Origin of the sequence: Nocardia sp. NPDC051321, assembly GCF_044455225.1 — a bacterium.
In the GTDB taxonomy this organism is placed as follows: domain Bacteria; phylum Actinomycetota; class Actinomycetes; order Mycobacteriales; family Mycobacteriaceae; genus Nocardia.
On sequence record NZ_JBITEM010000005.1, the window covers coordinates 347,855 to 369,152 of the forward strand.

Annotated in this window: 8 protein-coding genes; 3 read left to right on the forward strand and 5 right to left on the reverse strand. The window is 68.9% G+C overall.

Annotated features, from left to right (window positions below; genetic code table 11):
• The first annotated feature begins 48 nt into the window (after positions 1–48).
• Complete coding sequence (locus ACIA8C_RS13890) at positions 49–459, forward strand: YybH family protein (protein ID WP_397134407.1); 411 nt, start codon at positions 49–51, stop codon at positions 457–459.
• A 369-nt stretch (positions 460–828) separates the two neighbouring features.
• On the forward strand, positions 829–1,917 hold the full coding sequence (locus ACIA8C_RS13895; RefSeq protein WP_397134409.1) for a hypothetical protein: 1,089 nt from the start codon (positions 829–831) through the stop codon (positions 1,915–1,917).
• Positions 1,918–2,026: 109 nt separating this feature from the next.
• Here ACIA8C_RS13895 and ACIA8C_RS13900 read toward each other — a convergent pair whose 3' ends face one another.
• Complete coding sequence (locus ACIA8C_RS13900) at positions 2,027–2,362, reverse strand: hypothetical protein (protein WP_397134759.1); 336 nt, start codon at positions 2,360–2,362, stop codon at positions 2,027–2,029.
• A gap of 268 nt (positions 2,363–2,630) precedes the next feature.
• On the opposite strand from ACIA8C_RS13900, the gene ACIA8C_RS13905 reads away from it, so the two are divergent.
• Positions 2,631–2,966 (forward strand): RNA polymerase-binding protein RbpA, encoded by a 336-nt coding sequence (locus ACIA8C_RS13905; RefSeq protein ID WP_040731279.1) that lies wholly within the window; start codon positions 2,631–2,633, stop codon positions 2,964–2,966.
• 292 nt (positions 2,967–3,258) lie between these two features.
• On the opposite strand, the gene ACIA8C_RS13910 is transcribed toward ACIA8C_RS13905, so the two are convergent.
• The 4 genes from ACIA8C_RS13910 to lnt form a co-directional block, all read right to left on the reverse strand.
• A complete protein-coding gene (locus ACIA8C_RS13910) occupies positions 3,259–4,041 on the reverse strand; it encodes an ABC transporter permease (RefSeq protein WP_397134761.1) in 783 nt (260 codons plus the stop codon).
• Between the two features lie 62 nt (positions 4,042–4,103).
• On the reverse strand, positions 4,104–5,099 hold the full coding sequence (locus ACIA8C_RS13915; RefSeq protein WP_397134411.1) for an ATP-binding cassette domain-containing protein: 996 nt from the start codon (positions 5,097–5,099) through the stop codon (positions 4,104–4,106).
• A gap of 313 nt (positions 5,100–5,412) precedes the next feature.
• Positions 5,413–19,278, reverse strand: a complete 13,866-nt coding sequence (locus tag ACIA8C_RS13920; protein WP_397134413.1) for an amino acid adenylation domain-containing protein — start codon at positions 19,276–19,278, stop codon at positions 5,413–5,415.
• Between the two features lie 360 nt (positions 19,279–19,638).
• Positions 19,639–21,249 (reverse strand): apolipoprotein N-acyltransferase, encoded by a 1,611-nt coding sequence (gene lnt, locus ACIA8C_RS13925; RefSeq protein WP_397134415.1) that lies wholly within the window; start codon positions 21,247–21,249, stop codon positions 19,639–19,641.
• Positions 21,250–21,298 lie beyond the last annotated feature (49 nt).

Consider the following 21,298-nt stretch of genomic DNA (forward strand, 5'->3'; position numbering starts at 1 on the left):
TAGATGCCGAACGTACTGGTGAGGCGCCGTATGAAGGGACGATGATTGATGTCGGACGACGAGAAGACGATCCGGGTTCTGATCGAGCGGTGGGCTGCCGCCGTGCACGCGGGCGACCTGGCCGCCGTCCTCGCCGATCACGCACCCGACATCGTCATGTTCGATGTGCCGCCGCCGGACGAGGGCCTGCGCGGCATCGACGCCTACCAGTCCGCCTGGCCCGGCTTCTTCGAATGGCAGGCCCAGGGCGCGACGTTCGAGATCGTCTCGCTGGACGTCACGGCAGGCACCGACGTCGCCTTCGCCCACGCCCTCCTGCTGTGCGGCACCGCCGAGGACTTCGCCAAGGACCCGGGGCGGCGCCTGCGCCTCACCCTCGGCCTGCGTAAGGAAAACGGGCGGTGGGTCGTGTCGCACGAACACCACTCGTTCCCGGACGCCAGCTTGCCCGCCATCTGATCGTCGACGGGTCGAGTGCCGGGTCACTCCACGGCGGTAGCGCCGACCCCATCCGCGGCAGTGCCGACCCGGCCGCCGAACCCATCCGCGGCGGCGACTGAACGTAGGCGCGGACATCTGCGAATGGACCGGCGGACAGGATGGCCGATCGTCCTCGGCGGAGGGCCGATCAGATCGCCGAATCATTCCGCGGCTGGGATGAAGAACTAGTGCGGACTCGGAGCTCGCCACCGAGGTGAATGTAGTACCGCGGCGCTAGCGCCATCTGGTCATCGGCCACGATCGTCGATGCGTCAGTACCCCGGTATTAGACGCGAATAGCACTGCGGCGGGACGTGTTCCGCGTGGTCCGATTCCTACCGTCGGTTCATGCCAACAACACATTTCGCCGCCGCGCTCGACCATCGGTCGTCGGCGCGGCATCGCCGCGGCGGCGTACTCGCCGACGCCGCCGGTCGGCTGCATCGGCCGCTGACCTGGATGACGCTCACGATGACCGGGCTGGTCGTCGTCAGTCTCGTCGCGATGGTCGTAGACGACCGGATGCTGCTCGGCGAGTCGGTCTGGCTGAAGCCGATGAAGTTCGGGCTCGCGTTCGCACTCTACGGGCTCACGCTCGCGTGGCTGCTGTCGTTGCCGCACAAGGGAAGTCGCGCGACTTGGTGGCTGGGCACGGTGTTCGCGGTGACCGGCTTCGTCGATGTCGGCTTCATCGCGGTGCAGGCCGCCCGCGGCACCTTCAGCCATTTCAACACCGAAACCGACGCGGTGAACCAGATCGGCCAGCAGGTGTTCCAGTCCGGTGTGCCCGGGCTGTTCCTGGCGAACCTGATCATCGTGCTGATCCTGTCCTGGCAGCGCCTGGTGGATCGGCCGACCGCGCGGGCGATCCACGCCGGCCTGTTCCTGGCCGTCGTCGGCATGATGCTCGGCTACCTGATGGGTTTCACCGGCAAACAACTAGTCCGTGACGCCGACGGCAACGTCGTCGAGTTGGTCGCCGGCCACACCGTCCTAGACCCCGCCCACCGCGACCTATCACCACGTGACGCCGCGCCAGGCATGCCGATCACCCACTGGAGCACCATCGGCGGCGACCTCCGCGTCCCCCACTTCCTCGGCCTACACGCCATCCAATTCCTACTACTAGCCGTCGTCATCCTCTCCCGGCTGGCCCCCCGCTACCACTGGCTACGCCCCGACCGCACCCGCGCCGCAATAATCACCGTCCTATCCCTCGCCTACACCGGCTTCCTCGCCATCGTCTTCACCCAAGCAATGCGCGCCCAGTCCCTCATCCACCCCGATACCACCACCCTGACCGCCCTAGCCGGGCTCACCGCAGGCGCCGCCCTATTGCTCGCCCTCATCTACTGGCGAGCCCGCACCACCCCAAACCCCGAACGGCCAAATCACGCCCTCCGCGCAGCGACCACCTCGTCCCCCGCCAACCTCTAGCCCCACACTTGACGTAGGAAACGTCCTCTTGGCTGATGCCGCAACATGCGTCAAGACAACGTTTCCTACGTCAAGTCAGTTGTCGGGCAGGGGTTTTGGTGGGGGCGGGTTAGCGGAGGCGTTCGGCTTCTCGGGTTAGTTCGAGGAGGGTTTTGCCTAGGGTGGAGAGTTCTTCGGAGGTGGCGTTTTCTTCGATGGCGGTGGCTACGTCTTCGGCGGCGCAGCGGGCGGCGAACCAGCGGTCGGCTAGGTCGGCGGCCTCTTGGGCGCTCAGGACGACGGAGTCGTCGGGGATGCCGGTGCCTTTGAGACTGTTGCGGTTTTCGTAGGCGCGTTGGCGGCAGGACTGACGGCAGTACCGGCGGCGACGCCCGGCCTCGGACTCCACGATTTCCCGCCCACACCACAGGCAGGACAGTTGGCGAGAATGACGACGATCAGAGATGGAACACACCCCCTAGCGGGACAGCGAGCGGCGCGACATGACGCAGAACCTTAATCGCTAGACGGCGCGAACCCGCTCAGCGACCCCCGAGAACCGCCGGACGGCGGGCGCGGCGAGGTCGGCGCGCCGTTGGCACTACACTGGAACGGTTCCGCGGCCCGTCGGGAACTATCGGCGCAGGCCCGTTCGTTGCACATAAGGTCCAGCGAGCACCACACGCTCGTACGGTCGCAGCAACAAGACTCGAGCACACAGGGAGAGGCACACCATGGCAGATCGCGTACTCCGGGGCAGTCGGCTCGGAGCGGTGAGCTACGAGACCGATCGCGACCACGACCTGGCTCCGCGTCGGATCGCCCGGTACCGCACCGACAACGGGGAAGAGTTCGACGTCCCGTTCGCTGACGACGCCGAAATCCCCCCGACGTGGCTTTGCCGCAACGGTCAGGAAGGCATGCTGATCGAGGGCACCACCGTCGAGACCAAAAAGGTCAAGCCCCCGCGCACCCACTGGGACATGCTCCTGGAACGCCGCAGCAAGGAAGAGCTCGAGGAACTCCTCAAGGAGCGCCTCGACCTCCTCAAAACCCGCCGCCGCGTCTAAAACGCACCCAGCCGAAAGGCCGCCTACATCCCCCGATGCAGGCGGCCTTCCGCATACCTAAGATCACACCCCCCAGCAAAATCCGCTCCCCAACTCGGGCCCCGCACCGACTTTAGGGCCCTATTTTCAGTGCAAATCCCGAGTGCGAGTGCGGATTTCCGGCAGTACCCGTGAAGCGGCGCTGATCGGAACCAGCCCGCGAGGCCCAGTCTTCAGCTCACCGGACTGTTCACCTCTGGAGAGGTCCTCAGCAACTCTTGACAGAAGGTGTGCAGGCGTTGGGCTGGTCGGGCTAGTGGCTGGCTACCTTTCGGTATTGGAGGAGGGCGAGGGGGACGGCTATGGCGAGGATTGCCAGAGAGCAGGCGGTGGCGTAGCCGACGCAGTGGTCGGCGGGCCAGCCGGTGGCAGGGGCGAAGGTGGGTGGGGCGTCGTTGTCGAAGAGTTTGCGGCCCGCGCCTGCTACGGCGGTGATCGGGTTCCATTCGGCGATGGTGCGCAGTGGGCCGGGCAGGGTTTGGCCGGGGATGAAGGCCGAGGAGATGAAGGACAGGGGGAACAGCCAGATCAGGCCCGCGCTTTGGGCTACTTCGACGTTCGGTGCCAGCAGCCCGGTGAGTGCGCCGACCCAGGACATGGCGAAGGCGAAGAGCAGGATGACGCCGAAAGCGAGTGCGGCGTCGGCGATTCCGCCGTTGATCCGCCAGCCGACGACGTAACCGCAGCCGACCATGACGGTCAGGCTGAGCACGTTGACGACCAGGTCGGACAGGGTGCGGCCCATCAGCACCGCGAGCCGCGACATCGGCAGCGTGCGCATCCGGTCGATGATGCCCTTCTGCAGGTCGCTGGCCAGGCCGACGGTGGTGAACGCCGCGTTGAAAGCGACTGTCTGCGTGAAGATTCCGGCCAGCAGGAATTCGCGGTACTGGCCGCCGCCCAGCGACGCGCCGAAGATGTAGGCGAACAGGAACACGAACATCAGCGGCTGAATTGTCGCGGTCACCAATAACGTCGGCACTCGCAGGATGGTCAGCAGGTTGCGGTGCGCGACGATCGCGCTGTCCCGGAAGATCCGCAGCCGCGGCCCCGAATCGAACTGGACCACTTGCATTTTCGGAACCTCGACAACAGCGGTCACGACAGGATCTCCTCTTGTACGTCATCGGTTTCTGGCTGGCGCTCGGCCGAATCACGGGCCGCGGTGCCGGTGAGCGAAAGGAATACGTCGTCGAGGCTGGGGCGATGGACGTCGGCGTCCACCACGCACACGCCCGCGTCATCGAGCCTGCGCAACGCCTCGACCATGGTGCGCGAGCCGTCACCGACCACGATCGACACCAGGTCGGTGCCCTCCTCGTGGCTCGGCTCGCCGACACCGACCTGCGACAGCACCCGCAGCGCGGGTGTGGCGTCCTGCCCGGCGGCGAGGGTGACGGTGAGCCGGTCGCCGCCGATGGACAGCTTCAGCTCGTCCGCGGAGCCGCGCGCGATCACCCGGCCGCGGTCGATGACGGTGATCCGGTCCGCGAGCTGGTCGGCTTCTTCCAGATACTGGGTGGTGAGCAGCACGGTGGTGCCGTCGTCGACGAGATCGCCGATGACACGCCACATGTCGAGCCTGCCGCGCGGATCGAGTCCGGTGGTCGGCTCGTCCAGCACCACCACCGCGGGCCGGGCGACCAGCGCCCCGGCCAGGTCGAGCCGCCGCGCCATGCCGCCGGAGTAGGTGCCCGCCCTGCGGTCGGCCGCGTGCTCCAACCCGAACGAGCTGAGCAGCTCGGCCGCCCGTGCCGTGGACTCCCTCGGCGACATCCCGTACAGCCGGGCCACCATTCGCAGGTTCTCGAACCCGGACAGGTTCGCGTCGACCGCGGCGTACTGCCCGGACAGCCCGATCCGCCGTCGTGCCGCACCGGGATTGCGCAACACATCCACCCCGGCCACCCGGACCGACCCGGCGTCCGGACTGAGCAGCGTGGTGACGATGCGGACCGTCGTCGTCTTGCCCGCGCCGTTGGGCCCGAGCAGACCCATCACGGTGCCGGTCGGGATCTGCAGGTCGATGTTGTCGAGCACCCGGATCTTGCCGTAGCTCTTGACCAGTCCGAGGACTTCCACTGCCAAGCTCACGACTCCACCTCGCTAGCGCTCGGTTCCGTCGCACGCTCGTGCGCGCTGTGTCTTTGGTTCACTCGCTGACGCTCACTCACGACTCCACCTCGCTAGCGCCCGGTTCCGTCGCACGCTCGGGCACGCTGTGTCTTTGGTTCACTCGCTGACGCTCACTCACGACTCCACCTCGCTAGCGCCCGGTTCCGTCGCACGCTCGGGCACGCTGTGTCCTCGGCTCGCTCGCTGACGCTCGCTCACTGGTTTACCTCCACGAGTGACTCCCCCGCCTGCGCGGCTGATCTGTCGGCGGGCCCCTGCGCTTCTCGCCCACTCACCTTTGCTTCTCCTTCTTTCTGATCCCGATGGCAGGCCGCTCGGATCTGCGCGACCCGTTGGCCGGCGGTTGTGCGGGCGCACCGTCGAGCTGTCTGCGCAGCACCGGGCCGATCGCGGCGAGCGATTCGGGCGCGGTCATCGCCGAGTGCCTGCACGGCAGTTCGTGGTCATGGACGGCGCCGGTGACGAACGGCTGCCACGCGGCCGCGCGGCGCTCCGGATCGGCCCGGTTGATCTCGTCCGCGGCGGCGGTGAAGAACAGCAGGTCGCCGTCGAAGACGCGGGGCCGGAAGCTGTGCGCGAGCAGGGTGCCGTTGGTGTATCCGGCGTAGAGCCGTTCGAGATGCTCGACGGTGAGCGCCGCGAACGGCCCCGGCCGCGCGCGCAGCAACTCTGCCGCGTCGCGCAGGTTCATGGCCGGATCGATCGGCGTGTCGAGCTGGTCGCTGCCGAATTCCTCGATGATCTCGGCCACGCTCGGGATCGCGTGTTCGAGCCAGGCATCGGAGAGCCGGTAGCTGTCCATCATCGACAGCAGCGCGACCTCGTCGCCGGACTCCTGCAACCGCACCGCCACCTCGTGCGCGATCAGGCCGCCGAGCGACCAACCGAGCAGATGGTAAGGCCCGGTCGGCTGGATCGACTTGATATGCGCCACATACTGTCCGGCGGCCTCGGCGATCGAGGCGAAGCCGTCCTCGCCCGCGACGTGCGGTGCCTGCAGCCCGTACACCGGACGGTCCGGCGCGAGATGCGTGAGCAGCCCCGAGTAGCACCAGGCCAGACCGATCGCGGGATGGACGCAGAACAGCGGTGGCTCAGCACCATTCGGCCGGATCGGCAGCACCGGCCCCAACGCCGCCGCGATGCCTGCGCCCGACCCGTCGAGGCGGGCGGCGATGGCCGCCGGGGTCGCCTCGCCGAACATCAACTGCACCGGCAGGTCGAGACCGTTGGCCCGCACCTGCGCGACAACCTTCGTGGCCAGCAGCGAGTTGCCGCCGAGTTCGAAGAATCCGTCGTCGGCGCCGACCGATTCCATGCCGAGCACCGTGGCGAAGGCCGCGCACAGCGCCGCCTCCGACGGTGTCGACGGTGCCCGATAGCCCTGGGCGGCGGTGAACACCGGTTCCGGCAACGCTTTTCGGTCCAGCTTGCCGACCGGGCTGAGCGGCACCTCGCCGAGCAGCATGATCGATTGCGGCACCATGTAATTCGGCACCAGCTCGGCGACGTGATCGGTGAGCTCACCCGCCGACACCTCGGAACCGTTGCGCGCCTTCACATAGGACACCAGCGCGGTCGTCCCCGCAGGCGTGCGATACCCGATGGTGGTGGCGAACTCCACCGCACCGTGCCGCGCCAGCGCCGCGTCGATCTCGCCGAGTTCGATACGGAAGCCACGGATCTTGACCTGATGATCGGTGCGACCGACGTATTCGATCTCCCGGCCGGCGCCGGTGCTGCGGCCCGCCGCCAGCGAACCCGGCCCGGACCACCAGCGCACCAGATCGCCGGTCCGATACATCCGCTCGCCCGGCTTGCCATACGGATTGGCGATGAATCGCTGCGCCGTGAGACCGGGCCGATTGAGGTAACCCCGCGCCAATGCGGCACCGGACAAATGCAATTCGCCGGTGACGCCCACCGGTGCCGGGTGCAGGCGCGTGTCAAGGATGGTCGCGCTGACGCCGCGGATCGGCCCGCCGATGGTGATCGGACCGCCCGGCGTCAACGGCTGGCCGATCACCGTGACGATGGTCGTCTCGGTGGGCCCGTACACGTTGTACAGGTTGCGGTTCGGCGCCCATCGGGTGACCAGGTCCGGCGGCAGCGCCTCGCCGCCGACCAGCACGTGCCGCAACTCGGTGACGCCGGCCGGGTCGACCGTGCCGAGCGCCGAGGTGGTGATGAACGCGTGCGTGATCGCCTCGTCGATGAACACCCTGGCCAGGTCTTCGCCACCGACCACGCCGGGCGGCGTGATCACCAGGGTGGCCGCGCCGCCGAGGGCGAGCAGCAGGTCGAGCATCGCCGCGTCGAAGCTCGGTGTCGCGAAATGCAGTACGCGGCAACCGGGTCGGACGTCGAACCGCTGCGCGGTCTCGGCGGCGAAGTTGGACAGACCGCCGTGCGTGACCACCACACCCTTCGGCGTACCGGTCGAGCCGGAGGTGTAGATCACGTACGCCGGGTTGTCCATCCGCAGCGGCGCGGTGCGCTCCGCGGCGGTGATCGGCGCGTCGGACGCGTCGAGCACGAGCCCGCGGAAGTGCGCGTCGTCCAGCACGATCCACTCCACCCCGCCGGGCAACTCGCCTCGATAGTCGCCGAGCGTGATACCGAGCGCCGCACCGGAATCCGAGAGCATGTGCGCGATCCGGTTGGCCGGATACAGCGGGTCGACGGGCACGAACGCGGCACCGGCCTTTGCCACCGCGAGCACCGTGGCCACCGATTCGACCGACCGCGGAATACCCAGCGCCACCAGCGTTTCCGGACCGACCCCGCGGCGGATCAGCACCCGCGCCAACCGGTTCGTCCACCGATCGAGCGCGTCGTAGCTGACCTGGGTGTCCTCCGCCCGCAACGCGACCGCCTTGCGATCGACATTCGCCGCCGCCTCGAACACCTCGGGGAAGGTGACCGGCCGGTCCGCCTCCGCACCGCGAACCGGCGCGAGGCCGGACCATTCGGCCGGATCGAGCAGCTCCAGATCACCCACGGCGGTAGTCGGATTCGCGGCGACGGCGGCGAGCAGCCGGACCAGCCGCTTGCCCAACCGCAACGCGGTCTGCTCGTCGAACAGATCGCTCGCGTAGTTCACCGACAGCGTGATGCCCGCCGGATCCCGTTCGGGCGTCTGCGATTCGGTGAGCGTGAACTGCAGATCGAACTTGGCGATGCCGGTGTCGACGTCGGCCGCCTCGATCCGCAGCTCGGGCAGGTGCAGCCCGCGCACCGGCTGGTTCTGCACCGAGAGCATCACCTGGAACATCGGGTGATGTGCTTGCGACCGTGCCGGATTGAGCACCTCGACGAGCCGCTCGAACGGCACGTCGGCGTGCGCGAACGCGTCGAGGTCGGTGTCGCGGACGGTGTGCAGCAGGTCGGTGAACCTGGCGTCCGGATCGATCTTGGTGCGCAGCACAAGGGTGTTGACGAACATGCCGATCAGCCGGTCCAGTGCGGGGTGGCCGCGTCCGGCGATGGGCGTGCCGACGGTGATGTCGTCGGTCGCGCTCATCCGGTGCAGCAGCACCGCGAGCGCGGCGTGCAGCACCATGAACATGCTGACGTTGTTGCTGGTCGCGACCGTGCGCAGTTCGCGATGGGTGAAGGCGTCGACGGTGCATTCGACCAGCCCGCCCCGGTAGGACGGCACCGGCGGACGCCGGCGGTCCGCGGGCACGGTGAGCAGCTCGGGGCTGCCGTCGAGGGTGCGCCGCCAGTAGGCGAGCTGCCTGCTCAACACCGAGTCGGGGTCGTTCTCGGCGCCGAGCGTGTCCTGTTGCCACAGGGTGTAATCCGCGTACTGGACGCTGAGGTCGGTCCACTGCGGCGTCTGTCCCGCACAGGCCGCCCGGTAGGCGGTGGCCACGTCGAGCGCCATCGGCTCGAGCGACCAGCCGTCCATGGCGATGTGGTGCACCACCAGCACAAGCACGTGTTCGTCGGACACCTCGGCCGGGTTCTGCACGCCGGTGTCGCCATCGGGCGAGACCGAGATCAGCGCGGCCCGGATCGGCACCATGCCCGCGAGGTCGAATCCCGGTGCGGCGAAACGCCGTACCGCGTCGTCGACCTCCGCCGGGGTAACCGTCGCGACGAACAGCGTGAGCGCGGCGGCGGCCAGATCGAGGATCTGCTGCGCCGGTTCACCATTGGTCTCGGGGAACACGGTCCGCAAGGTCTCGTGCCTGGCCTGCACCGCGTGCAGCGCCATCACCAGCGCGTCGACGTCGAGCCTGCCGTTCATCCGCAGCACGACCGGCACGTTGTAGGCGGCCGCCGTGTGGTCGGCCGTGTCGCCGGATCCGTTGAACCGGTTGAGGAACCAGAGCCGACGCTGCGCGGCCGACAGCGGAATCCGGTCGGGACGGTGGCGTCGCGTCAACGCCGGGCGCGCGTCCGAGCCCGCCGGGCCCGCGTCGAGCAGTGCGGCAAGCGCGGCCACCCGCGGCGCGGCGAACACGGTGCGCACCTCCAGCCGGATGTTCGTCGCCGCCGCGAGCCGGGCGACGAGTTGGGTTGCCAGCAGCGAGTTTCCGCCGATCTCGAAGAAGCTGTCGTCGGCGCGCACCGCGTCGACGCCGACCAGCTCCGCCATCACCCTGGCGACCAGCAGCTCCGATTCGGTCTCCGGGGCACGCGCCGCGACGTCGGCGACGAGCTGCGGTTCGGGCAGCGCGGCGGTATCCAGCTTGCCCACCGGCGTCAACGGAATATGTTCCAGCACAGTGATACTCGTGGGCACCATGTGCGTCGGCAACTGCGCGCCCAGATGGGCGCGCACCGCCTCCACATCCACACCCGCGTGCTCGTCGGCGGCCTGCACAAAGGAAACGATCCGATCCGCACCCGCGATCTGGCGAACCTCGGTGTGCGCGAACCGCACGCCGGGGTGATCGCCGAGCGCGGCGGTGATCTCGCCGAGCTCGATGCGGAAGCCACGCACCTTCACCTGGTGGTCGCTGCGGCCGAGGTAGCACAGCTCGCCCGCGCCGTTCCAGCGCACCACGTCGCCGGTGCGGTAGAGCCGCGCACCGGCGGGGCCGCACGGATCGGCCACGAAACGCAGTGCGGTGAGCCCGAATCGGTCGAAGTACCCGCGTGCCACGCCGTACCCGCCGAGGTACAGATCGCCTGGCACGCCGACCGGCACCGGACGCAGCCGCTCGTCAAGCACCAGCGCCCGCGCGCCGCGGACCAGCGTGCCGATGGTGACCGGCCGGTCGGCGGTGAGCGTCGCGATGGACACGACGACGGTCGTCTCGGTCGGCCCGTACCCGTTGAACATGGCTCGTCCCGGCGCCCAGCGAGCCACCAGATCCGGCCCGCACGCCTCGCCGCCAACCATCAGCGACCGCAGGTGCGGCAGCGGCCAGCGTTGGTGATCGATGGTGGACAGCGCGGCCGGGGTCATGAAGGTGTGCGTGATCCGCTCGCGTTCCAGCAAAGCCGCGAGCTCGTCGCCGCCGTAGACCTCCGGCGGGCAGATCACCATGGCCGCACCGGAACCCACCGCGAGCAGCAGGTCCAGCATCGCCGCGTCGAAGCTCGGCGAGGAGAAGTGCAGCGTGCGCGAGTCGCGGTCGACGCGCATGCGGTCGCGCAGCTCGTCGGCGAAGTTGGACAGTCCGGCGTGGGTGACCGCGACGCCCTTGGGTTTTCCGGTGGAGCCGGAGGTGTAGATCAGGTACGCGAGATCGGACGCCTCGATGGTGCACAGCCGGTCGAGGTCGTCGACCAGTGCGTCGTCGTAGCCGTCCAGTTCGGTCACGAAGACGGGATCGTCGAGCAGCAGCCATTCGGTCGCCGGACCGTCGACCGCGTGCAGCCGGTCGGCGTGCTCGGCGACGGTGACGCCGACCCAGCAGCCCGCGTCGGTGAGCATGTGCCGGATCCGGTCGGCCGGGTAGTTCGGGTCGACCGGCACGAACGCGGCGCCGGACTTGACGACGGCGAGCTGGGTGACGATGGATTCGACCGATCGGGTGAGCCCGAGCGCGACCCGGTCCCCGATCCCGATGTCCCGGGCGAGCAGCGCGCGTGCCAGCCGATTCGAGCGGCGATCCACCTCGGCGTAGGTCAGCGTGGTGCTGCCCGACTGCAGGGCGATGCGCTGCGGGTGCATGTGCGCGGTGGCGGTGAAGTACGCGGACAACGTGCACTGCGGCATCGTCGCCCCGCCGGTGGCGGGCGCGAACAGGCGTCGCTCCCGCTCGGTGCGAGCGTCGATGTCGCGCACCAGCACTCGCGGATCGGCGGTGACCGCGGCCAGCACCCGCAGGAACCGGTCGGCCAGCGTGTGGATCGTCGACTCGTCGAAAAGCTCGGCGGCGTAGACGAATTCGAAGGCCTGCCCGGGTTCGCCCGGCCCGGCGTCGCAGCCGATGTGGGCGACCCGCAGCTCCAGGTCGAACTTGGCCAGCGCGACGTCGAGTTCCTCGGCACGCAATGCCAGACCCGGCAGCTCCAGCACCGGGACGGGTCCGTCCTGCACGCTCAACGCCACTTGGAACAGCGGATGCCGCCCGCGCGTCGCGGAGTTCGCATAGCCACCGCCGGACGCGCGTGCGTCGCGGCCCAGTTCCTCCACGATGCGCTCGAACGGTATGTCCGCGTGCGCCATCGCGGCCAGCTCGGTGTCCCGATCGGCGCGCAGCAGCCCCGCGAAGCTGCGGTCGGGATCGACATCGGAACGCAGCACCAGCGTGTTGACGAACATGCCGACCAGCTCGTCGAGCTTGGTGTCGGTGCGACCCGCGACCGGGGTGCCGATCACGATGTCGCGACCGCCGGTCACCGCGCGGAGCAGCACCGCAAGCGCCGAGCGCAGCACCATGAACATGCTGACGCCCTGTTCCTTGCCCAGGTCGGCGAGGGCCCGCTGCACCGGCTCGGGCACCGTGAACTTCACCGCGCCCGCCCGCTGCGTCGGTTCCGCTGGCCGCGGCCGGTCGTAGGGCAGGGGCAGCTCGTCGGGCAGGTCGGCCAGCGCGGCCCGCCAGTACGCCAACTGGTTGCCCGCGAGGCTGTCCTTGTCGTTCTCGTCGCCGAGGCAGGCGCGCTGCCACAGCCCGAAGTCCGCGTACTGCACCGGAAGTGGCGCCCACGCGGGCGTGGCGCCCTCGTGCCTTGCCACATACGCGGCGGCCAGGTCCCTGGTCAGCGGGCCGAGCGACCAGCCGTCGGCGGCGATGTGGTGCACCACGATGCCGAGCAGGTAGCGCTCGGATCCGGTGCGCAGCAACGTCGTTCGCAGCGGTGTGTCGCGGACCAGATCGAAACCGGTGTGCGCGAGGGTGCGCAGGGCTGCCGCGGCGCCCGCGTCGTCGATGTCGATCGGGTCGATCGTCGGCAGCGCACGCGAGGTCGGCAGCACCGACTGCTGTGCGCCGTTGTTGTCCTCCGGGAAAACCGTGCGCAACACCTCGTGCCGCTCGACGACGTCGGTGAGCGCCGCGCGCAATGCCGCCACATCCAAATCGCCCGAGATCCGGATAACGAAAGCGATGTTATAAGCACTCGATTCGGGCGAAAATCGGTTGAGGAACCACAATCGCTGCTGCGGCAGCGACAATGGAATGCGTCCCGGACGCGTGGTCTGCACAGCCAGCGCCAACCGCTGCGTCCGGGGCGCTTCCGTCAGCCGCTCGGCGACACCCGCGACGGTGGGCGCCTCGAAGATCACCCGCACCGGCAGGTCCACGCCGAACTCCGCGTGCAGTGCCGCGGCGAGCCTGGTGGCCAGCAGCGAGTTGCCGCCGACGTCGAAGAAGCTGTCCTCGGCTCCCGTGATCGGGCGGCCGAGAATGTCGCCGAACACGTTCGCGACCCGCAACTCCAGGTCGGTGCTCGGCGCGCGCGAGGAACCGAGGGCCGCGAAAACGGGTTCCGGGAACGCCTTTCGATCCAGCTTGCCCGCCGGGGTGACCGGCAGTTCGTCCAGCACGATGACCGACGCGGGCACCATGTACCCGGGCAACTGCTGACGCGCAGTCTCGACCAGCTCCGCAGCCGTCACCGGCGCGTCCGCGGTGACATATGACGCGAGCCGCGGCTGCCCCTGTTCGTCGGTGTGCACCACGGTGAGCGCGAAACTCACCCCGGGGTGGCCGCGCAGCACGTGGTCGATCTCGCGCAACTCGATGCGGAATCCGCGGATCTTGATCTGATCGTCGGCCCGGCCGAGGAAGCGCAGCTGGCCGGTACTTACCCGCCCCGCGGGCTCCGCCGACTGCGGTCCCCCGGTCGATTCGACGACCACCAGATCGCCGGTGCGGTACATGCGCTCGCCGCGCCTGCCGTGCGGGTTGGCCGGGAACCGTTGCGCGGTAAGGCCGTAACGGCCGTGATAGCCGCGCGCCAGTCCGGGTCCGGACAGGTACAGCTCGCCCGGCGTGCCCGGCGGCACCGGGTGCAGCCGTCCGTCCAGCACGAACAATCGCATGCCGCGAATCGGCCTGCCGAGCGGCACCGGCCGCCCCGGCACCATCGGGCCGGTCGCGGTGGCCGCGACGGTCGCCTCGGACGGCCCGTACATGTTGTGCATGCGGTGCTCGACCGACCAGGTTTCGACGAGCTCCTCCGAGCAGGCCTCACCGCCGACGATCACCGCCTCGAGCTCGTCGAGCCCCTCGGTCGGCACGGTGGCCAGCGCGGCGGGGGTGATGAAGGCATGGGTGACCCGTTCCTCGCGCAGGAACGCGGCGAGCTCGGTGCCGCCGTACAGGCCCGCGGGCGCCACCACGATGGTCGCGCCCGCCGCGAAACCGAGCAGCAGCTCGAGCACCGACGCGTCGAAGCTCGGCGACGAGAAGTGCAGTGTCCGTGCCGAATCCGAGACGCCGAACAGGTGCATCTGCTCGTTCGCGAGGGAAGCCAACCCCGCGTGGGTGATGATCACGGCCTTCGGGGTTCCGGTCGAGCCGGAGGTGTAGATGAGGTAGGCCGGATGCACCGTGCACAGCGGGTGGTGCCGGTCGGCGTCGGTGATGGGATCTGTTGAGTAGCCCACGGATTCGGCGGCCAGCTCGTCGGAGCCGAGCACCAGCCAGTCGAGATAGGTCTTGCGGTGCTTGCCGCGCGGCGCGGGCCATTCCGGCATGGCCGCAAGGCATTCGGCGTCGGTCAGGCCGACCAGCGCGCCGGAGTCGGCGATCATGTGCGCGATCCGCTCGCCCGGGTAACCCGGATCGATCGGCACATAGGCCGCACCGGTTTTCGCGACGGCCCACACGGCGGTGATGGCGTCCAGGCCGCGCGGCAGCGCGATCGCGACGACCATCTCGGGGCCCGCGCCGTGCTCGATCAGCGCGCGGGCCAGCTTGTTCGACGTCTCGTCGAGCTCGCGATAGGTGGTGTCGATGCCGAGGTAGCGCACCGCGACCGCGTCGGGCAGCCGTTCGGCGGTGTCGGTGAGCAGCCGCGCCAGGGTGCTGAACGGCTCGGCGGGTGAGCTCGCGATCGGCACCAGGTTGGCGAGTTCGCGGCGGTCCAGGATGGTCAGGTCACCGATCGGCATGCTCGGCGCGGCGACCACCGCGTTGAGCACGGCGACGAAGCGGCGGGCGAACGACTCGACCGTGGAGGCGTCGAAAATATCGGTGGCGTAGCCGAATTCGGCGGTCAGCGGCCCGTCGGAGATGTCGTCGTGCACCACGAGCTGCAGGTCGAATTTGGCGATGTCGGAGACGATCGGCAGCACCTCGGCCCGCACGCCGGACAGCCGCACGCGCAGATCCGGCGCGCGGTCGTAGGACAGCATCACCTGGAACAGCGGGTGCCTGGCGGCGGAGCGTTCCGGGTTGACCACCTCGACCAGCCGCTCGAACGGCACGTCGGCGTTGGCGAAGGCGTTGAGGTCGGTCTCGCGCACCACGTCGAGCATGCGGTCGAAGCCTGCGGCGGGGTCGACCTCGGTGCGCAGCACCAGCGTGTTGACGAACATGCCGACCAGCTCGTCCAGCGCCGGGTCGGAACGGCCCGCGATGGGCGTGCCGATGGCGATGTCGGTGCTCGCGCACAGCCGCGAGAGCAGGGTGGCCAGCGCGGCGTGCAGCACCATGAACATGCTCACGCCCCGGGTGGCCGCCAGTTCGCCTGCGGCGCGGCGGATTTCGGGCGCGATGGTGAATTCGACCCGGCCGCCAGTGGTGGACCGGCGCAGCGGGCGCGGGCGGTCGAGCGGCAGGTCGAGCTGGTCCGGCAGCCCGGCCAATGCCGAACGCCAGTGCGCCAGTTGACCACTCAGCGCGCTGGCCGGATCGGCTTCGTTACCGAGCAGTTCGCGCTGCCACAGCGCGAAATCGGCGTACTGCACGGGCAGCGGTGTCCACTGGGGGACGCCACCTTCGGCTCTCGCCGATACCGCGGCCATCAGATCCCTGGCCAGCGGCGCGATCGACCAGCCGTCACCGCAGATGTGGTGCAGCACAAGCAGGAACACCCAGCTGTCGGGCCCGGTGCTGTACAGCGCGACCCGCACCGGGGCCTGGATGCGCAGATCGAAACCGTACCCGGCGAACTCGGTGGCCAGTGCCGCGACGTCGGCGCCGGTGGCGTCGATCGGGTCGAGGGTGAGCGGGATCTCGGCGGCCGGATGGATCAGCTGGCATGGACCATCCGTGGACTCCGGGAACGTGGTGCGCAGGCTCTCGTGCCGTTCGATCACGTCGACCAGTCCGGCGCGCAGGGCCTCGACGTCGAGCGCGCCCTCGATCCGGACGGCAAGGGGCATGTTGTAGGCCGCGGCGTGTTCGGCGAACCGGTTCAGAATCCACAGCCGCTGCTGGGCCAGCGACAGCGGGATCCGCTCCGGCCGCTCGCCCGCAACGAGTTTCGGCGAGGCGACGTCGGTGGTGTGGGTGGCGAAGCACTGGGTGAGCGCGGCGATGGTGGACGCCTCGAACAGGTCGCGGATGGTCAGCCCGGTGCCGAGGGCGGCATTGATCCTGGCCACCGCGCGGGCGGCGATCAGCGAGTTGCCGCCGAGGTCGAAGAAGCTGTCCTCGACACCGATGTCGTCGGTGTCCAGCACCTCGGCGAAGATGCCTGCGAGCACGCGCTCCACCTCGGTGCGCGGCTCGGCGATCGATCGGTTGGCCGAGCGGGCACCAAGCGCGGGCGCGGGCAGCGCCTTGCGGTCGATCTTGCCGTTGGCGCTGAGTGGCAACTCGTCGAGCTCCAGCACCACGGACGGCACCATGTACGCGGGCAGCCTGCGACGCAGTGCGGTGAGCAGGGCGGCCGTGTCGAGCCGGGACACCGGATGCGGCGGGCCGCTGCTCGGCACCGCGGGCCGATACTCCTCGGCGTCCAGCGCCGCGACCACGTAGGCGACCAGTTCGTCGCCGTTGCGGCCTGCGTGTGCCACGCAGACCGCCCTGGCCACCCGGTCGTCGGCCAGCAGCGCCGCCTCGATCTCGCCGAGTTCGATGCGCAGGCCGCGGATCTTGACCTGGAAGTCGCTGCGGCCCATGTATTCCAGGACGCCGGGGCGACCGGTCGAGAGCTGCCAGCGGGCCAGGTCGCCGGTGCGGTACATCCGGGCACCAGGGGTGAACGGGTTGGCCACGAAGCGATCGGCGGTGAGCCGGGGCTGGCCGAGGTACCCGCGGGCCAGCTGCACGCCGGCCAGATACAGCTCGCCGACCACGCCGGGCGGGACCGGTCGCAGGCGCGAATCCAGCACGTAGGTCTGGGTATTCCAGACCGGCGAGCCGATCGGCACGCTCGCCGGATCGGACGTGCACGGCCAGTAGGTGACATCGACCGCGGCCTCGGTCGGGCCGTAGAGGTTGTGCAACGCGGGATGATGCAACGCGGCATGGAAGTCGCGGACGGTCGCGGCGGGCAGCGCCTCGCCGCTGCAGAACACCTGACGCAGGGCGGTGCAGCCGCGCACGTCGGTGTCGGTGACGAAGACCGACAGCATGGACGGCACGAAATGCGCTGTGGTGATCTTCTTTTCGGTGATCAGGCGGGCGAGATAGCCGGGGTCGCGGTGGCCGTCGTGCTCGGCGATGACGAGTCGCGCGCCGATCTGCAAGGGCCAGAAGAACTCCCACACCGAGACGTCGAAGGTGGCCGGGGTCTTCTGCAGGACCGCGTCGGTCTGGTCGAGTGGATATTCGTGCTGCATCCACCGCAGCCGGTTGACGATCGCGGCGTGCGTGACGCCGACGCCCTTGGGCTTTCCGGTCGAGCCGGAGGTGAAGATGACGTAGGCGAGGTGGTCGGGGCGCAGCGCGGCCGTGCGGTCGGCGTCGGTGATCGGGGCGCCGTCGAAACCGGACAGGTCGGCGACGTCGATGTCGAGGCGGTCCACAGGCAGGATGAGCTCGTCGCGCTCGGCGGTCAGCACGCAGACCGGTGCCGCCTGACGCACGATCTGTTCGATGCGCTCGGCCGGATGCTCCGGGTCCAACGGCAGGTATGCCGCGCCGGACTTCACGATCGCGTACATGCCGACGACGAGATCGAGACTGCGGCGCAGGCACAGGGCGACGGCCCGCTCGGGTCCCGCACCACGGGCGATGAGCAGCCGGGCGAGCCGGTTGGCGCGGTCGTCCAGTTCGCGATATGTCAGCGTCCCGGCGGGACTCATCGAGGGGCGGTGGTCGGGCGACGGGAGGGCCAGGATTTCGTCGCCGAATTCGAGGGCGACGGTGTCGGGGCAGCTCGCGGCGCGCTCGGCGAACAGGCTGGCGAGAGTGCCGGTATGCGGTGGGGTCTCGGTGGCATTCCAGTCGTGCAGCACCCGGTCGCGTTCGGCCGCGGTGATCGCGGTGAGCGACTCGGCGAGGGTGTCCGGCGCGGCGGTGAGGAAGCGGGTGAGGAAATCGAGGTAGCGGTCGTGGTGGGTGGTCACCTCGGTCTCGCTGTAGAGCCGGGGGTTGGCTTCGAAGTCGACGTGGATGCGATTGCCGACGCCGTTGTACAGGTTGACCGACAGGTCCTCGACGGGCCCGGTGGCCAGCACGTTGAGCGAGCCGACCAAGTTGCCGAACTTCAGCTCGTTGTGGAACAACATGATGTTGACCATCGGGCCGAAGAAGCCGCGCGCGTCGCGGGAGTAGCCGCAGTCGCGGCGGATGTCGTCGTGCCGGTAGCGCTGATGGCGCAGCGCGCCGGTGATCTGCAGCTCGGTGGCCTTGACCACGTCGGCGACGGTGGTGTCGGGGGTGAACTTCAACCGGATCGGCACCACGTTGGAGATCACGCCCGCGGAGCGGCGCAGCGAGACCGTGGTGCGCGCGGACACCGGCAGGCTGAGCACCACATCCGGATTGCCGGTCACCTTGCGCACGTACGCGCCGAGCGCCGCGACGAACAGCGCGGAGTTGGCGGTGCCGAAGGCGGTGACCGCCGCGTCCACCGCGGCCTGGCAGCGGTCGTCGAGCACCGCGGTTGCGGTGCGCCTGCCCACGTCGTGGCTGGCCGCGGTGACGGTGGCACCGCCGAGGCTCATCGGCTCGCCTGCACCGGCGAGCTGCTCGAGCCAGTAGTCGCGGTCGGCGCGGAACCGGCTGGTGTCGCGGTAACGCACCTCGTCGGCGTAGATCTCGGCCAGCGGGGTCGCCCTGGACACCACCGGCTCGGTCTGGTTGTCCAGCGCGGTGTAGATCTCCGCGGTGCGGGTGAGCGCGTTCATCGCACCGTAGCCGTCGATCACGATGTGATGTGCGCGGGCGTACCAGATGTAGTCCGAATCCCCGGTCCGCAGTATCACATTCGTGCTGAGCGGGTCGCGTTCGAGATCGATCGGCGCGCTGGCGTGCTCGTGCATCCAGCGCATCGCCGCCGCGTGCGGGTCGGATTCCGCGCGCAGATCGACCCGGGCCCAGCCCGGCCGACGGGTGGAATCCACCACCTGATGCGGGATTCCGTCGATCTCCCGCAGCCGCACCTGGCCGACCTGGGTCTCGGCGCCGAAGCGCTCGATCGCGTAGAGCAGCCGGCCGACGTCCAGGTCACCGCGGATCTCCACATACTGGGCGATCGTCAATGGCACGTCCGGACGTATCCGCTGCGCGTACCACAGAGCCGTTTGGGCCGGCGACAAGACGAATGGTTGTGCCGAAGATTCGCCCGATGAACATTGGTCGACGCTGTCCGTGGCCAATGAACTCATCAATCACTCCGTTCTGCCGCTGTTTGACGCAACTCCCCGAGCCTCGCCCCACAGCAGGCACGCAAGGCCGACCGTGGAACGTGATCCACGCCCTATGATTCGGAGCGTCTGATCGGCCGGATTGCCAACGTGGCGGATTTGTTTCACATCGCACGCTAACGGCGGCAGCCGTGTTTGGCTAGCAAACTTTTGGCTAACTACACAAACCGCCCAGATGGCACAGCGGAAGTGCCAGGATATTTGTGCGCTGACAAGCACTTACGGCCGCCCAAACGCACTCTTGCGAACGATTCGTTACATGACGAGTCACTCACAGCAACCACAGAAGAAACCGGGAGACAGGTTATCTCCCCGAGACCTTCAGCCGACGATTTCGGCCTTTAATACCTTCCGGTCGGTCTCGTTTACGCCTCCCGAGGACCTTCCCCGACGCAACGCGGCCACCATGGCGACGACGGTCAGGGCGACGAAAACGCGTTCTGGCGCGGGTCCCACTCGAGTTGCTACAGTGTTGCTAGTGCGTAGCGGAAGGTCCGCGACCAACGCGGCAGGCACGAACTGCGGACTCTCTTGCCGCACACTGCCATCCGCGCCGATGATCGCGCTGACCCCGGAGGTCGCCGCGACAACCAGCGCGCGGCCGTGCTCGACCGCCCTGAGCCGCGACATGGCCAGCTGCTGATAGGTCATCTCGCTGTCGCCGAAGGTGGCGTTGTTGGTTGGCGCGGTGAGCAGCTGGGCACCCGCGCGCATCGCGTCCTCGAAGGCGCGGTCGAAGGCGACCTCGTAGCAGGTCGCGACGCCGATCGGGATGCCATCGGCATGGACAACGCCGTCGCCGTGGCCCGGCACGAAATATCCGGCGCGGTCGGCGTATTCGGAGAACAGCCGGAAGAACGAGCGCATCGGCAAGTACTCACCGAACGGCTGGATGATCTTCTTGTCGTGCCGCTCCCCCGGGCCTGCGGCGCCGTTCCACACGATCACCGAGTTGGTGGTGGTGCGATCGCTGTTCACCAGCACCGCGCCGACCAGGATCGGCGCGCCGATCTGCGCGGAGGCCTCGGTGATCAGCGCGGCGGCGTCGGCATTGCGCAGCGGGTCGATGTCGGACGAATTCTCCGGCCAGATCACCACATCCGGCTTCTTCGCCTGACCCGCCTCGACCGCACGAGCGAGTTCCTTGGTGCGGCGGACGTGGTTGTCCAATACCGCGCGACGTTGCGAGTTGAAGTCGAGGCCGAGGCGCGGCACGCTGCCCTGGATGGCGGCGACGGTGATGGTGCGGTCGCCTTGATCCGGATCGGGCAGGGTGGCGCCGAGGATCAGGCCCGCGATCGGCATGATGACCAAAGTCACTGCGGCGGTGACCGATGCGATTCGCGAGCTGGTCGCGAACTGGTCGGCGCCCATCGACAGCGCGGCCAGAATCAGTGCCGCGGCGCCAGTTCCGGTGAGCGCCACCGCAAAGCTGACCAGCGGTGCGCCGCCGATCGAGGCCAGCGACAGAAACCATCCGTCGGCCTGCCCGAATGCCAAACGACCCCACGGAAATCCACCGAACGGAAAACTGGACCGCACCCACTCCGCGGTCACCCAGGCCAACGCCACCCACAGCGGCCACCCGGGCAGTCGTCCCACCAGCCGCGCCATCAGCCCGAACAAGCCGATGTACACCGCGCACACCGTGGACAGCGCCAGCCACGGCAGCGGTCCGACGTAGATTCCGGTCCACGGCAACAGCGGAACGAAAAACGCGAGCCCGGCCAGGAATCCATACCCGAACCCCGCGCGCAGCCGACCGCTCCCACGCACGACCAGCGTCAGGACCGTAATGCCGAGCGGCGCGAGGAACCACCACGGCCGCGGCGGGAAACTACCGAACAGCAACAGCCCGGCCACGATCGCCGCCACCGCTCGCCACAGCACCGGGTAGCGAGTCGATACAGCCGACAGTCGTTCACGCACCACGAGTGGTCGCCTTCCCATGCGATACGGCCGATGCCGCGATTCCCCGCTG

Excerpts from the sequence above, each read along its gene's own strand:
- ACIA8C_RS13890 (WP_397134407.1), top strand. The coding sequence starts at position 49 with ATGTCGGACGACGAGAAGACGATCCGGGTTCTGATCGAGCGGTGGGCT.
- ACIA8C_RS13895 (WP_397134409.1), top strand. The coding sequence starts at position 829 with ATGCCAACAACACATTTCGCCGCCGCGCTCGACCATCGGTCGTCGGCG.
- ACIA8C_RS13905 (WP_040731279.1), top strand. The coding sequence starts at position 2,631 with ATGGCAGATCGCGTACTCCGGGGCAGTCGGCTCGGAGCGGTGAGCTAC.
- ACIA8C_RS13920 (WP_397134413.1), bottom strand. The coding sequence starts at position 19,278 with ATGAGTTCATTGGCCACGGACAGCGTCGACCAATGTTCATCGGGCGAA.